The sequence below is a fragment of the Dyadobacter frigoris genome, from assembly GCF_005280585.1.
Taxonomy (GTDB): Bacteria; Bacteroidota; Bacteroidia; order Cytophagales; family Spirosomataceae; genus Dyadobacter; species Dyadobacter frigoris.
Genome location: NZ_SZVO01000006.1, coordinates 253,151 through 268,303 on the forward strand (window position 1 = coordinate 253,151; position 15,153 = coordinate 268,303).

General features: G+C 39.9%; 7 protein-coding genes. All 7 read right to left on the minus strand.

Annotated elements, in window-relative coordinates; translation table 11 throughout:
• Window positions 1-12 precede the first annotated feature (12 nt).
• The 7 genes from FDK13_RS14605 to FDK13_RS14635 all read right to left on the minus strand — a co-directional run bounded on the left by FDK13_RS14605 (window position 13) and on the right by FDK13_RS14635 (window position 15,064).
• Window positions 13-1,596, minus strand: a complete 1,584-nt coding sequence (locus FDK13_RS14605; RefSeq protein ID WP_137340743.1) for a SusD/RagB family nutrient-binding outer membrane lipoprotein — start codon at window positions 1,594-1,596, stop codon at window positions 13-15.
• A gap of 54 nt (window positions 1,597-1,650) precedes the next feature.
• Complete coding sequence (locus FDK13_RS14610) at window positions 1,651-4,719, minus strand: SusC/RagA family TonB-linked outer membrane protein (protein ID WP_137340744.1); 3,069 nt, start codon at window positions 4,717-4,719, stop codon at window positions 1,651-1,653.
• A gap of 179 nt (window positions 4,720-4,898) precedes the next feature.
• On the minus strand, window positions 4,899-6,215 hold the full coding sequence (locus FDK13_RS14615; protein ID WP_137340745.1) for a vanadium-dependent haloperoxidase: 1,317 nt from the start codon (window positions 6,213-6,215) through the stop codon (window positions 4,899-4,901).
• Window positions 6,215-9,550 (minus strand): VCBS repeat-containing protein, encoded by a 3,336-nt coding sequence (locus FDK13_RS14620; protein ID WP_137340746.1) that lies wholly within the window; start codon window positions 9,548-9,550, stop codon window positions 6,215-6,217. Before FDK13_RS14620 ends, FDK13_RS14615 begins: the two co-directional genes overlap by 1 nt.
• A 101-nt stretch (window positions 9,551-9,651) precedes the next feature.
• Window positions 9,652-11,238: a SusD/RagB family nutrient-binding outer membrane lipoprotein gene (locus tag FDK13_RS14625; protein ID WP_137340747.1), complete on the minus strand. Its 1,587-nt coding sequence runs from the start codon at window positions 11,236-11,238 to the stop codon at window positions 9,652-9,654.
• 5 nt (window positions 11,239-11,243) lie between these two features.
• Entirely contained in the window at window positions 11,244-14,357 is a 3,114-nt protein-coding gene (locus FDK13_RS14630; protein WP_137340748.1) for a SusC/RagA family TonB-linked outer membrane protein, read from the minus strand.
• 299 nt (window positions 14,358-14,656) lie between these two features.
• Window positions 14,657-15,064 carry a hypothetical protein gene (locus tag FDK13_RS14635; protein WP_137340749.1) on the minus strand — a complete coding sequence of 136 codons (408 nt, stop codon included), beginning with the start codon at window positions 15,062-15,064 and terminating at the stop codon, window positions 14,657-14,659.
• Between the last annotated feature and the right edge of the window lie 89 nt (window positions 15,065-15,153).

The window sequence follows — 15,153 nt, forward strand, 5'->3', positions numbered from 1 at the left end:
ACCCGCCAGGTATTAATTTTTATCCCACCACAGCGGAGTGCTTGCTTTATCGGGACCACCCAATAAGGTTACGGCAGCGGTTACGGCTGCTGTGTTATTCGCTTTTTCCACTTCCAAGAATGGAATTCTACGAATAAATGTATTACTTGGTACATCAGCATTATCTGAGTTTACAACATTATACAACTTAGGAAAACGTGTTCTTCTGAACTCAGCCCAGGCTTCAATTCCATCAGGGTAGATTGCAAGCCATTTCTGTGTACCGATTTGCTCACGCTTAACAAGCTCAGTTGAGCCATCATCCCATTTAACAGGAATATTTGAAATTGCAGGAGAATTTTGCTGATCGGCTGGCGCTACCGGCATTTTTGTACTATTAACAAATGCTGTTGCAGCTGCTCCGGTAATGTTCCACTGAGATAAAGAAGTGGTGATACCCAATTCGTAATACGATTTGGCAGTACCACTACCCATATTCCAGCCATTCAAAGCACCTTCTGCACGTAAGAAATAAGCTTCCGATGCGTGCATAATATCTTGATGAACCGTCAACTGACTATCCCAGTTAGCACCTGAACCTGTAACCCAGTGCGCACCAACATTTGAATTATTGTCATTGCTGTTGGCATCGATACCAAGTTCGGCAGCCGTTAAACCATTCCTTACACCCTCAAAAGTATTGGTTTTGGATGCTGGTTGAAAGTACACACCTATACGAGGATCCTCAGTTCCTTTAAGAACCGATTCCATGGAAGCACTCATACGGAACTCATTCCAGATCGCGATTCTTGCCAAACCATTATGGTCATCGCCGGCAAGGGCTTTCACCATGTAAGTATCGTCAGCAATATCTGTAAATACTCCGCTGGCAACAGCGGCTTCTGCTTCTGTTTTTGCGCGTGCAGGATCTACTTTTGAAATACGAAGTGCAAGTCGAAGTCTTAATGTATTGGCAAATTTGATCCATTTTGTAACATCACCGCCGTACATAAGGTCAAAAGTACCATAAGGCGTTGCCGTCGTTTTTGATTTTAAAGATGTCGTAGCCGCATCGAGACGTTTAAAAAAATCGTCATAAATCAGATTTTGCGCATCATACTTCACCGTATTTTCTCCATTACCTGCATCAAAATAAGGTATTGGACCATAGTAATCTGTTACGCGGTGGAAGGAATAAACCCACATAATACTGGCAAGTGAATATTCCGCGGAAGCTGGATCTGTTAGTTCAAACACCTTTTTCAACTGCGGAACGACGTCTGTATAAATAGGATTCCAATGTCCAAGAAGCCAGTTATAATTCATCACATAGCGATCTGAGGGAAAATAGGTTGCTGTTGTAGCAAAATATTGTGCGTACAAATCGGCAAATAAATTTTGTGCAATCTGGTAGGTACCACCAGAGTAGGATGCCTGTTGTTGAGCCCTGGAAAATAAAAAAGTGATATCGTTTTCGCCAACCTCAGCAGCTGTTAATTTTGTTTTGCTGGTATTTAATGCATCAAAGTCCCCGGTACAGCCATTCCAAACCACCGCAGTGCTTGAAACAAAACCAACCATTAAAGATCTGCGAAGCCATTTATTAATATTTTTCATATTCGATTCCATGTTTTGATAAGATTTAAATCAATTTTGTTGCTGCTTAAACGATCAGAAACTTAATTTTAGATTTAAACCAATACTTCTGGTTGACGGTAATGTTCCATATTCAACACCCTGATAGTTCCCTGAACCTAATGTTACATCTGGATCAAATGGCAGCTTTCTTTTGGCTACGCCCGGAATATCAAGTGTTGCATATCCTCTATATATAAAGAAGAGATTTCTGGCTATAAAAGAAACGCGGGCATTTTTAAAGAAGAATTTTTCACCGAAAGGAATGTTATAACCTAGTGAAACTTCTCTCAGACGCACGTTCGTCGTTGAATAAGTAAAGAATTCGGCCCATGAATAGCGCCCACCGGAAACAGTTGTCCAGAAAGTTTCAGCATTAATTGGCGTTGTGTTAACCTCTCCGGTAGTAGTTACCGCAGGAATTACCCAGCCACCTTCACGGAAATTAGTTGTATAATTTGAGTTTCCGTCATTAGCCAAAATAGCCTGAGTCCCTGAAGTCATTTGCCCCCCGATACGCGCATCGATCAAGAAGCTCAAAGCAAAGTTTCCGTATGAGAAAGAGTTGCTTAAACCCGCTGTAAGTTTCGGATTAAAGTTACCAACCTTCTCAGTTTGAGTATCTGTACTTACTGGTTTCCCGCCATTTAGACCTTTCGAATCAGGCGCTGTTACAACAAATCTACCTTGTGCATCTCTTAACCACTTGAAACCAACCAAATCACCATAAGACCCGCCTTCCTGAACAACAGGAGTGGCAGTACGACCGAAACTTCCTGAACCTGTCAGATAAGCAGTTTTAACATTAGGGTCAAGCTTTATGATGGTATTAACGTTTCTTGCCATGTTAAGTGTTACATCCCAATTCAGTTTTCCGTTTTTAATGGGTTTCCCAGTCAAGGTAAGTTCAAAACCCTCATTTCTGATTTTACCTGCATTGATATATTGAGACAAGAAACCTGAGGCAGGTGCCTTACCCAAACTTAACAATTGATTTACTGTGTTTGAAACATAGTAAGTCGCGTCGATACCAAGTCTTCCGTTGAAGAATCTTACATCAGCTCCAAATTCAGTGGAAGAAGAAATTTCAGGTTTCAGGTTTGCTGCCGGCTGCGTGTTATCTCTTGAAATATAACCTCCGCCGTTTCCTCCCTGATAAAACGAGTAATTCTGATTCAAACGGTAAGGATCTGTGTCAGCTCCAACCTGCGCCCACGATCCACGTACTTTTGCGAAGCTGATCCACTGCGGCATTTTTAAAGCTTCTGACAAAATTACATTACCACTAAAAGATGAGTAGAAATACGAATATGGTTTTGGTAGCGTTGACGACCAATCATTACGAGCTGAAGCGTCAACGGTAATAAAATCTTTATACGAAAGAGATGCAGTTCCGAACACATACTGCAATTCTCTTTCTGAATAGTCCGCAAGTTTTGTTAAAGTTTTAGCAAAAGACAGATCAAATTTATCCGGAACGTTTAATCCACCGGCATTTGCTCCAACTTGAGAATATCTACGATGTGTTTGTCCTGCTCCAACGTTATAAGATAAAGCAAAGTCTTTTCCAAGTTTGTTATTACCCGAAAGAAGTACATCTAAATTGCGTTCAAGAACATCATTGGAATAATCAGCGTAAGATCCCCCCGGTAAACCTCCTAAACTTTTGTTTGCTGTTCTATCATTTACTCGATCATCGTAGCGGTCATAACTCATCCTACCCTGAACACTTAACCAGCTTGTAAGCTGATAACGAGCAGAACCAAGCGCTGTAACCCGGTTACGTTTCTCCGTATTTGTATTTTTATAAATATTCCAGAAAGGGTTGGTATAGATAGAAGAAGTTGTCCAGTAAGTTGGATATCCATCTGAACCTTCATAATTTCTATACGTATCTAAATCAACACTGCGCGGAATTTTGTAAAGCTGCATTACATTACTTGCTTCGCCTGTCAATTGTTTATTATCAATTTTCTGATTCACATAAGTAATCTTCCCGTCAACCGACAACTTGCTGGTAATCTGGCTGCTGATACGCAAGTTAAAAGTATGTCTCATCAGATTATTTGTTGGTACAATTCCCTGGTTGTAGTTATTTGTGTACGAAGTATAAGTCTGGATTTTATCCGAACCTCCTGAAATACCAATAGAATTATTTGTAGAAACACCGTGACGGAAGAAATCGCTTATGTTATTTGGGTACGTAGTCGTTTTAGGTCCCCAGCTACTTGCTCCCGTTCCTACTGTTCCACCAGCACCCTGTCCATATTCGTTCTGTAATTTTGGAAGCAAAAACGGAGATTCCATCGTAACACCAGAATTGATATTTGTACTTATTGCACCCGCTTTCCCTTTTTTAGTAGTGATCATGATAACACCATTTGCAGCACGACTACCATAAAGCGCAGAAGCTGCTGCACCTTTTAATACGTTCATAGATTCAATATCATCCGGGTTAATATTTGATGCCCCATCCGTTGGGTTACCACCACCAAAATCACTCGAAACCTGTCCCTGAACCGTATTATCAATAGGCACGCCGTCTACCACAAAAAGGGCGTTGTTATTTCCACTTATCGATCTATTTCCACGTAATGTTACACGCGCCGCAGATCCAGGTCCAGATGCACCCGTTGAAACCACCAAACCAGCAACTTTTCCGGAAAGTGTATTTACAAAGTTGGCATCACGGTTATCTGTTAACTGTTTTCCTGCAATTTGCTGCGTTGCATACGTAAGGGATTTTGCGCTGCGCTCAATACCAAGAGCCGTTACAACAACTTCATTTAAACTTCTTACATCAGGTTCCAAACCAACATTTACGTTAGAAGTGGAAGAACTTACATTCAATTCTTTTGGCAAATAACCAACCGAAGAAATTATAAATGTTCCGCCAGCAGATGGAACGGAAAGACTGAATTTCCCTTCACCATCTGAGTTTGTTCCGCGGGTTGTTCCTTTAAGAAGGATGTTTGCACCTGGTAATCCGGCTCCGTTTTCATCCAGAATTTTACCGGTTACAGTAACATCCTGTGCAAAGATCGGTACGGTAAATAGAGCTACTGCTAGTAAGGTCAGTAGCCATGGTCGTAGTTCTTTTAACATAGGTTAATCGGGTTAGAATTTAATTATCCATTAAATCTAAAAAAATAACCCTAACCAATTAACTTATTCGGCCATATTTAATTTGATTTTAACAATATTTCTAAAAATTAATAGAATCAGTTATAATAATTCAGGAATAATCAATATTGCAAAATATTATTCTTCAAATCTCTTCATTTTTACTTGATTGGCAGAACACCGGCCTTTCTGATTTTCGCAACAACAAATTCTCCTACTCTCCTTCCTTGATCCTGTCCGTTTTCAATCGCATCCCGGAAGTGGATACCGCCATACAATCTTGATATGGAAGCTTCCGCAGCCGCCTGACGAAAGGAAGTAAAATCTCGGGTTGGCAATTCAAAAATAACTTCGGTATTATCAGTAAAAGAGAAATTATCTCCTAGAAAATAAGTCAGTGTTTCAGCTACGGCTGAGGAAATCACACTATGTCCGCTGGTGTATTCCGGAAATGGCGGCGTTTGTAAAAGCGGCTGCCAACGAGGATCGATATAGCGGTTGATAACAGTTTCAGGCCGTACCCGGCTTCCTTTATATTTTTCGTCCCAACAGCTGATAAATGCATCCATCAAAGTTCCGGCAACGATGGCGTGAATCATGATGCCATGATCAAGATCCACTTTTGCTTTTGCAGTGACTATACTTGTAATATTCATCCAGTGCCCACCCGGACTGATTTTCTTAAACCCGATCATCATGTGCCCGGACGTATTAATCGCAAAAGGGTTACAATCCCAATACGACGCAATCGCATGACTTTTTTCATTCAGATTTTTCCCGGCGGAATAAACTTCATAAGCCAGTTTGTAAAAAACACTGGAAGTATCCTTACTGAACGGCACTTCGGGTTTTGGTTTAAACTGACCGCTGGAATCAATCATCACCGGACGGATTGTCCGCCAATGCGGTTCAACTCCTTCCATGTAGCCGGGCGGTGTCGGATACCAGTATCCTTCACCTTTGAGCGGACGATATCTTAGTCTTGTACTAAGTTTGGAATAATTGTCCTGCGTGGAAAAAACGATTATTTTCTTCGCAACTTCCTGCGCGACCAGAATGGACTGCTCAATAATAACCTCCGGATACCCTTGCTTTTTAAAAGCGTCTACAAGTTTTGCTTCGTCTTCTTCCAGCATATATCCGGAAGGAAGAATGATTTTTCCGGTTTCGAGAATACAATATAAAGCAGCAATTTTGTAATCGTAGGTGCCTTTTGTTTCTATTTCAATTTTATTTAAATTTTTAATATAAGCTGTTGGAGAAACAATTGATTTGTTGTTTTGAGAAATAATCTCCTGCGCTCCTAAAAGACAATAAGTATAAAATCGACTTGCTGCCGGCGGATTTGCAACATCATGGATCATTACCATCGTGATGGCAAAAATCGCAGGCTGCAAATGCGAATCGAGATTTTTTCCAGAATTTTGGGCTTGGGCAAATTGGCAAAAAAACAAACTTACTAACAAAAATTTCTTCATTACTTTTTCTCTGATTGATAAAATTGCAAGGGTTTATTAAAAGCACCGATTACCAGGAATGGCTGCTTTTTCACTTTAATTTCAAAAGCCGTTTTGACATCACCCGTCACAGAAAGTCCGGAGTTTGCCTGGCTCACATAAGCGAACTTTCCTTTTCCATCCCCTTTCAGGTAACATCCATAATTGGCATCCATACTTCCCAGCTTTAAACGGTTATCGGATTTATTTCCCAGCAATAGCAAATCTTTATTTCCGTCACGGTCAAAATCCTGGTATAAGATAGAAGTAACTGGCGCAAATTGGGCTTGAATGGGTAAAATCTGTTTTTCAAAACGTCCATTTTTGTTCATAAAACAAACTGAATGGGCTTCGTTAAAATCCAGCTTGCCTGCTTTTGCCAAAACTTCGGGAGCGAAAATATCGGTGATGCCGGCATTTGCATAATCTTTATAAAAGGCAAATTTCTTCCGCATCGGATATATCTGATCATTCAGCTCGTCGCGACTTACAAAGGGATAGGATTTTCCCTGAACATAAAAACTAAAAAAAGGATCGATAGAACCATTTTTATCAAAATCGGCAAAGTACAATTCTCCCGGCTCTTTGTGTGAAACCTTGATCTGCGAATTAATGCCAAAATTTCCGGCTACAATGTCCTTTTTCCCATCACCGTCCAGATCTTCAATGATCATGGAAGACCAGGAACCGGATTCTTCTTCGGTAAAATATTGAAGCGTTTTATCAACAAAACCATCTTTTGTATTAGCATAAACCTTAATCGGCATAAACTCTCCGCAAATAACCAGATCCTTTCTTCCATCGTCGTCAAGATCAGCCCATTGCGCATCTGTCACCATTCCTACCTTTGAAAAAGGAACTGCTGTAACGGCAAATTCTCCTTTTCCATTATTTGTCAAAAGAAAAGAAGTTGGTGCTTCCGGATAACGTCCGGGAATAATCCGGCCGCCTACAAATAAATCCTGATCGCCGTCACCATCATAATCACAGGCTCTTACACAGGATTTGCTGCTTGCCTTCATATTTGGCATCGACAATACGGCCAGATTCAATTTTCCTTTTCCATCGCTAAGATAAATTTCGTCCTGAAGAGAAAATGTATTGGGTTCAAAAAGAGAATAACCTCCTTTGGCAATATATAAATCATCAAAACCATCACCATTGGCATCGAAGAAAAGCGCGGCAGAATTACCTGATAAATTTTCATCCCCGATTGCAAAACCAGGCATTTCTTTGAATTCACCTTTGGAATCCTGTAAATAGATTTTTGCCTGTTTATTCTGGTCGCCGCTGATATAAATATCTTCCAGACCATCTTTATTCACATCTCCTTTGGCGACGATCGGACCGGTTTGAGAATACATCGACAACATCAAAGGCTGTCTTTTGAAATCATTTTCATTGAAACCCTCATGCTGATACGTTATCAGATTTTCCGCTTTGGTAAAAACAGTTCGCTCCTTTTTCTGATCGGTTTTTACTTTTTTCAGTTTTCCTGATTGTTTTTCAACGACCAGCAGTTGGTTCGCAGCAACGTTGGTCAAATATTGCTCTTTCTGATCCGGCCAGATTATTTTCACAGAATCAACCTGCATATCATTTCCGAGTCCAAAATGAAGCTTAACAGGCAGACAGGATAAATATCCACGATTCGGATTTACTTCCTGATATTGTTGTTTGCCTTTTGAAAATAAATAAACTTTTGCACCAATGGCGTTGATATTTCCCTCAGGTTGTTTCAGCTTTATTTGCAAATAAGAAGACTTCAATTGCTCACGTCCCATGTTCTGATATACAAAAGCGGGCTCGTTGATATTATTAACTACAAGATCGAGATCACCGTCATTATCCAGATCTGCGTACACAGCACCACTGGAAATCGAAGGATTGTTCAATCCCCAAACGTCCTGCATTTTAGTGAAAGTCAGGTCTTTATTATTTTTAAATATATAGTTGGCAAGTTTGGTGGATGGCATCGCTTTTATCAAATCCATAAGCAAAAATGGCTCCTTACTAACCGCCTTTTTGATTTTATATTCACCCCAGTATCTTAGAAAATCCTTGTTGGTATAATCCCGCAAATAACCGTTGCTGACAAACAAATCCTTATATCCGTCATTGTCAAAATCTGCCAACAGCGGGCACCAGCTCCAATCCGTATTGGAAACACCGGCAACCTGAGCGATTTCGCTAAAAGTACCGTCACCATTATTGAGTTGAAGCATATTCCGCATATACTGTTTGTACAGATTTTGCTTCATCATGAGCTCAAAGGCTTCATAATTTTCCTGAAGCTGCAAAAGTTTCTGACGCTGGTTATCTTCCGGAAGCATATCCAGAGACATAATATCCGGCAATCCGTCGTTATTAAAATCTGCTATATCAAGTCCCATTGAAAACTGGGCAAGGTGGCGAAAACAATTCTGAGAATCCTCCCGGAAAGTGCCGTCTCCGTTGTTGATATATAAATAATCAGGTTCGTTATAATCGTTGGTAACGTAGATATCCTGCCAGCCATCCTGATTAATATCGGCAATGGCAACACCCAAACCGAAGGTTAACGGATATTGATAAATACCTGCTTTTTTGGTTACTTCTACAAATTTATTATTCTTGTTTTCAAACAATTTATTACCCGCCAGTTCATCCGTTTCTTTACGAAAATTGGCTAATTCCATGTTATCAATTTTTTTGACACTGTGGTTCAACAGGAACATATCAAGATCGCCGTCGTTGTCAAAATCAAAAAAATTGGCTTGTGTACTGTAACTGATATTATCCAGTCCGTATTCTTTTGCCTGTTCTAAAAAACTTACCGAGCCATTTTTAACTCCCTGATTGATGAAGAGTTGATTTTTTCTTGTTTCGTCATCCACTTTTCCTGAATAACAAATATGGATATCCAGCCATCCGTCTCCGTTCACATCGGCCATTGTCACGCCTGTTTTCCAGCCTCCTTTTCTGCCTTCCAGGCCTTTTCCGGCTGAACCGGTTATGTCTTTAAATTTTATAGCTCCGCCATTCGATGCGCCCAAGTTCAGATATAACTTGTTTGACTTCATGTTTGATGTAAAAAATATGTCATCAAACCCGTCATTATTGACATCCCCCACTGCCACACCGCCGCCGTTATAAAAATATTCATAAGCCATTACATTCAGACTTTCGTCTTCATTAATGTCGTTACGAAATTCAATATTGGTCTGTTTTGGTGTCAGTAATTGAAAAAGCGGTTGTTGGGCTTTCACATTCGGAATGAGAAAGCTGAGTAAAAATATCTGTACTACGAAACGCGGCGACTTCTTATTCGTTAACATGAAAAAGATTATAAAAAATGTAACGAAAGATATTATATAAAAACTAAAAAAACTTCAACAATGCGTTGAAGTTTTTTTAGTTAAATTATTTAAGTGAAATACTATTTATCCCACCAAACTTTTCCTGTCAATTTATCCCCTCCTGAAAGACGGCCAACCGCATCAGTGTAGCTTGTACCATTTGTAATAATCTCAGTTGACAAATAAATCATTCGTCTTGGAATTGTTGCATTGGTTACATTACTTGGATAGTTCACCGGCGTTAAAACAGGATAACCTGATCTTCTCCAGTTACTCCAGTTCTCCATAAAGTCAAAAGTAGTTCCTGTAACAATCCAGTATTGCGTGTTGATCATTTTCAAAGAAGCATCCAAAGAGCTAACATCCAAAGGATGTGCATCAGCAAAGGCTGTTGCAGTTGCAGCAGAAATCGCAGCGGAAGCATCAAGTTGTGTCAACGTGGTCATACCACCTACAACACCATTTTTGTAGTGATCAGCAGCAGTTCCCGGAATATTCCATCCTCTTGCTTTGGCTTCCGCCAAAAGAAGTTCAGTGCCCGGGTACGTCAACACTTCAAGTGTACCACCTCTTTTCAGATAAACAGAAATACGTGGTCTTGAATATTTTCCAAGTGGCGCAACGTCATTTCCTGTTCCTGTTGCACCCGGATATCCAGCGCTTTTCGTAATATCAGTAGCACCACCGATCAAGTCAAAACCATTTGGCAAGCCCAGTTGTACTGCAGCAGAATTATCACCCACAAGTGTCTGGTTTGCATTAGCGGCAGCACCAGCAGCAGGAACCTCAGCCACTGCGCTTAAACGTGGATCACCAGCAGATTTCAGATTGTCAATAAGCGTTTTAGAAAAACGAAGCTCACGGAAATCATCTGTCACCTGGTACACGTTGTAAATTGCCGAGTTTGCATTGGATGCATCTGCAATAATTTTAGCATTGTCGTCAATAGAAGCAAATGTTCCGCCGGCAGCAGCTTTTTCAGCCCATGTCTTTGCTGTTGCAGGATCAATTTTCGTCAAACGCATCGCTACACGAAGCATCAACGAATAACCGAATTTTTTCCATTTAGCGATATCGCCAGCATAAAATAAATCACCGGTTGGTTTCAGTTTTGTCGCATCCAGAGCATTAATTGCAGATTCAAGCTCTGGAAGCATTGCCGCATAAATGGATTGTTGCGTGTCATACTTGGGTGTAGCCACTCCATCCTTCACTTTGAACGCTTCGGAATATGGAATATCACCGTACGTATCTGTTCCCTGCTGGAAATTCATCACCTGAAGTATTCTTCCAACATTGTACAAGTTGCTGTACTGATCTTTTCCTTTGCTCAAACGCATCATTTCTGCAAGAAGCCGCCCAACATTGTAAGTAGTATTGAAAATACTGCCCTGATAGCTGGTTGAATTCTGCGTGTTTACATATTTGTCTCCATTACCATAGTAAGAAAATGTAGATGCAAGCACTTGCATGAACAAACTTTGGTAAATGATATTTCCATAACCCAAATTGATATAACTAATCTGAGCATTCGGAAGAAAGAAATTAGGATCCCAGGTCGACTCACTTGACTGGGTCGGATCCGTATTGATTTCATCAAATTTATCTGTACAGCCCGCCATTACAAACAGGACCAGAAAAACACTATATATTGAAAATCTTTTCATAGTCATTATTTTTTGAATCTCGCATTGATTGTGAAACCATAAGACCTGGTTGAAGGATACTGTGAACCTTCTACACCTGCGTAGCCAACATTAGATGAGAACCCTGCTTCCGGATCGAAGTTATCTGTATGTTTTAGTAAAGTAGCAAGGTTTCTTCCAACAGCAGATATTGAAATTCCTTCAAACGGCAGCTTGTTGTTAAACCATTTTGATGGCATATTATAGCTAAAAACAACTTGTCTAAGCTTGATAAAATCGGAGCTGAAAACGTTGATCTTAGAAACGTTCGTTACCAGTTTTGAATAATACGTTTGCGCTGTAACATTCTTTGTATTGGTAGCACCATCTGCCGTAACACCGTCAGCAACAACACCGGTTTCCCTTCCTGGAAGTGTCATTTTATTAAGACCATCTACGATAGAATAATGGTTGGTTGCAGATAATACTTTACCACCAAATTTGTAATCAAACAAGAAAGAAAGTGAAAAAGCTTTGTAGTTTAATGTGTTGTTAAAACCACCATATACTTTTGGCAAAGTAGATCCCATAGGTTTCAGTTCACCACGAACAGGAATACCATCAGACCCAACAATTACTTTCCCGTTTGCATCGTAGGAATAATCGTAAGCCATTACCTGAGCAGCAGCCATTCCTCTTACATGTGCAATGTTAGCGTTCAAAGGACGGTAAGTTCCCAAGCCAAAGATTTTGGTTTTAGGTGTTCCGTCAGCATTCAAACCATCGATATCAACAATTGTGTTTTTCACTTTTGTGATATTGAAAGAAACATCCCATTTGAATTTGCCTGTTTGAACCGGTGTAGCAGTCAATAACAATTCAACACCCGTATTTTTTGTAGAACCAAGATTCAATACCTGAGAGGTATAGCCTGTCGTTGTGGACAAAGGTCCATTAACGATTTCATCTTTTGTTTTACGGTTGAAATACGCAACATCAAGTCCTAGACGGTTTTGAAGGAATTTCGTCTCAAATCCGATTTCAAATTCTTTCAGTCTGTAAGGTTTCAGGTTGATATTAGGAAGCTGAGAACCGAATCCACCTTGTGGCAAACCATTGATAGTATTACCTAAAGAATAATACTGGCTTGTCAAATATGCGTCAAATGCTTCACCACTTGTTTGTGCGTAAGAAGCTCTGATTTTACCAAAATCCAATGCAGGAATTTTAAATAACTCAGAAAAAATCAAACTTCCCGAAACCGAAGGTGCAAAAATACCTCTGTTTTTAGATGGAAGTGTAGAATAAACGTCATATCTACCTGTTGTAGAAAGAGTTAAGAAGCTCTTGAAATCAAAATCAGCAGTATAGTAACCAGACTGTACTTGTCTTTCGTTGTATCCATATCCCTGGCTTTTTGTCAATGTATTTGACAACGTGTAAAGGTATGGAATACTCAAACTACCACCACCAACAGATACGCTTTCAACTTTGTTCTTTCTGATGTTTGCTCCCAAGGCAACATTCACACCAAAATCTTCTCCGATTTTTTTGTTTACACCAAGAAGACCGTCGAAGTTTAACTCCGTAGTTTGTGATTTACCGTTACCAACAGAACCTTTGCTTGAAAATGCAGTTCCCCAGGGAGTGATACCGAAGTTGCTGTCGTTAATCAAATCATATCCCATACGTCCCTGAAGATAAATCCAGTCAGCAAAAGAATATTTCGCTGTAACAGCGGAGATAAGACGTTTTCTGGTTTGTGTGTTTTTGTACTGATTCACAACAAACCATGGATTGGTTTTGTACGTATCGTCACTGAAAGTAAGTTCACCGCCCGTAACAGGATCATAACCCGGTTTCAAAGCTTCCTGGTTAAAGCTGCTTGCCAAAAATGTAATACCGTAGTTGGCATTCATCGGTGCATCACTCAACTGAGCTCTGTTTTTATCATTCTGGTCAATATAATTCGCCATTACACTAACATCCAGTTTGTCTGTTACTTTTTGTGTAAGGTTCAAATTGACCGTTCTTCTGGTAACACCACTATTTCTCAAAACCGCATCTGCACTCATGTTGGAAAGCGATAAACGGAAACTATTTTTTTCACCACCACCTGAAACAGAAACTGTATTGGTATAAGTAGCTCCTGTTCTGTAAAACTTGTCGATGTTATTTTTAACAGGAGAATAGGCATACTGCTTGCCATCAAACTGCGTGTACTGAGCGCCGTCCATTTTTTCGCCCCAGCTGTAAATACCGGAATTTCTTGCGCTGTTTACATCCGTCGGACGTTTACCTTGCTGACCCTGACCGTATTCATACTGAAAATCAGTATAATTGATCACTTTGTCAAACTGAGTATTGCTATTGTATTCAACTGAAAGTGATGAATTTTTGCTACCCGATTTTGTAGTAATCAAAATTACACCATTCGCAGCACGAGTACCATATAGTGCAGCCGCACTGGCGCCTTTCAAAACAGTCATGCTTTCGATATCATCCGGGTTAATGTTACCGATACCGTCTCCGTTATCAGCACCACCCCATTCACCGGCAGTTCCCTTTGGCGTGTTATCCATTGGGACACCATTGATAACGAAAAGCGGGCTACCACCTTTGAAGTTACTTACACCTCTTAGGTTGATACGGGAAGAAGATGCAGGCCCACCGCTCGCAGGGCTGATATTCAAACCTGCCACACGTCCCTGAAGTGAATTCACAACATTGGTTTCACGAGCCTGATTGAAGGCAGTACCTTCTACGGACGTAACAGAATAACCCAATTTTCTGGTATCTTTTTTAATACCCAAGGCCGTTACTACAACTTCCTGAAGATTGGCAACATCTGGTTCAAGTTTTACATCGACGACCGTACGGCTACCGATTGTAAGTTCCTGTCTCATATAACCAATAGTACTAATTACCAAAACGTCTGTAGACTTTGCTCCGGTAATAGAATATTTCCCATTCGCATCTGCATTAGATCCTTTGGATGATCCCTTAATCGTTACAGTAGCACCAGGAAGTCCCTGGTCTCTTTCATCTGTTACTGTACCTGTAACCGTCCGTTCCTGAGCAGACGCGGTTAAGGCAAATAACAAAAATACCCCAAACGGCACAAAACCTTTCAGGAAAATTTTTAGTAGTTTTTCTTTCATAAACAATTGACTTTTTTAAAATAAAACATAGGTTGCATGACAAAATCACCAAATATTGGATTGGAGTTCTGGCAGTTGAACAAATATGCTAATATATTTCGTAATTAAATAATTTTAATTAATCACCCATGACATTCTTATTATTATTTAATAATTGTAATAGTTACATTTTAAATTGACTTTTTACAACTAAACCCTTTTAGTAAGGTATTTTTCGGCTAAAATGTGGCAAATAAAAAAGCTGCCACCCAAAACTTTGAGTAACAGCTCTTAAAAAAATTATTCGAAATAGATTTTTTTTAATTATCCTCCGGATACGGTACAAAAATAAAACCTGAAAAATCTCCGATTAACGCAAAAAGGCAGCAATATTCATCCGCATTTTTATAGTTCTCTTTAAACAGATCGACCGACTCTTCTCCTATTAATTTCCGGTCCAAAAATTCCTGCATAAACGACGCCCGGTAATTGTAACGGTTCGTCATTTCAGTGGATCCGATCAGCAAAACGCCAAGATCTACTTCTTCATTTGTTATAACAAAAATCGGGTTTTCAGAAAATCCTCTTTTACGAATCTGATAAGATGCATCTTTTAACTGATCCGAAACCCTGACAAAATCCTGTGACACATAGCCCATTAATTTCCGGTTCAACTCAGGTGAGTTGGCATCGTCCATCATGGAATTTTCATTGCTGTTGTTAATCATAATTTGGCTATCGGAAGTCGGCTATCAGCTTTCAGCATTGGCTCGCAACCGTTATTTGTTTATTATTAGCTTATTGTTATACCATTGTC

Bases quoted from the DNA above. Each gene is read 5' to 3' on its own strand.
- FDK13_RS14605 (WP_137340743.1), bottom strand. From the start codon at position 1,596: ATGAAAAATATTAATAAATGGCTTCGCAGATCTTTAATGGTTGGTTTT.
- FDK13_RS14610 (WP_137340744.1), bottom strand. From the start codon at position 4,719: ATGTTAAAAGAACTACGACCATGGCTACTGACCTTACTAGCAGTAGCT.
- FDK13_RS14615 (WP_137340745.1), bottom strand. From the start codon at position 6,215: ATGAAGAAATTTTTGTTAGTAAGTTTGTTTTTTTGCCAATTTGCCCAA.
- FDK13_RS14620 (WP_137340746.1), bottom strand. From the start codon at position 9,550: ATGTTAACGAATAAGAAGTCGCCGCGTTTCGTAGTACAGATATTTTTA.
- FDK13_RS14625 (WP_137340747.1), bottom strand. From the start codon at position 11,238: ATGAAAAGATTTTCAATATATAGTGTTTTTCTGGTCCTGTTTGTAATG.
- FDK13_RS14630 (WP_137340748.1), bottom strand. From the start codon at position 14,357: ATGAAAGAAAAACTACTAAAAATTTTCCTGAAAGGTTTTGTGCCGTTT.
- FDK13_RS14635 (WP_137340749.1), bottom strand. From the start codon at position 15,064: ATGATTAACAACAGCAATGAAAATTCCATGATGGACGATGCCAACTCA.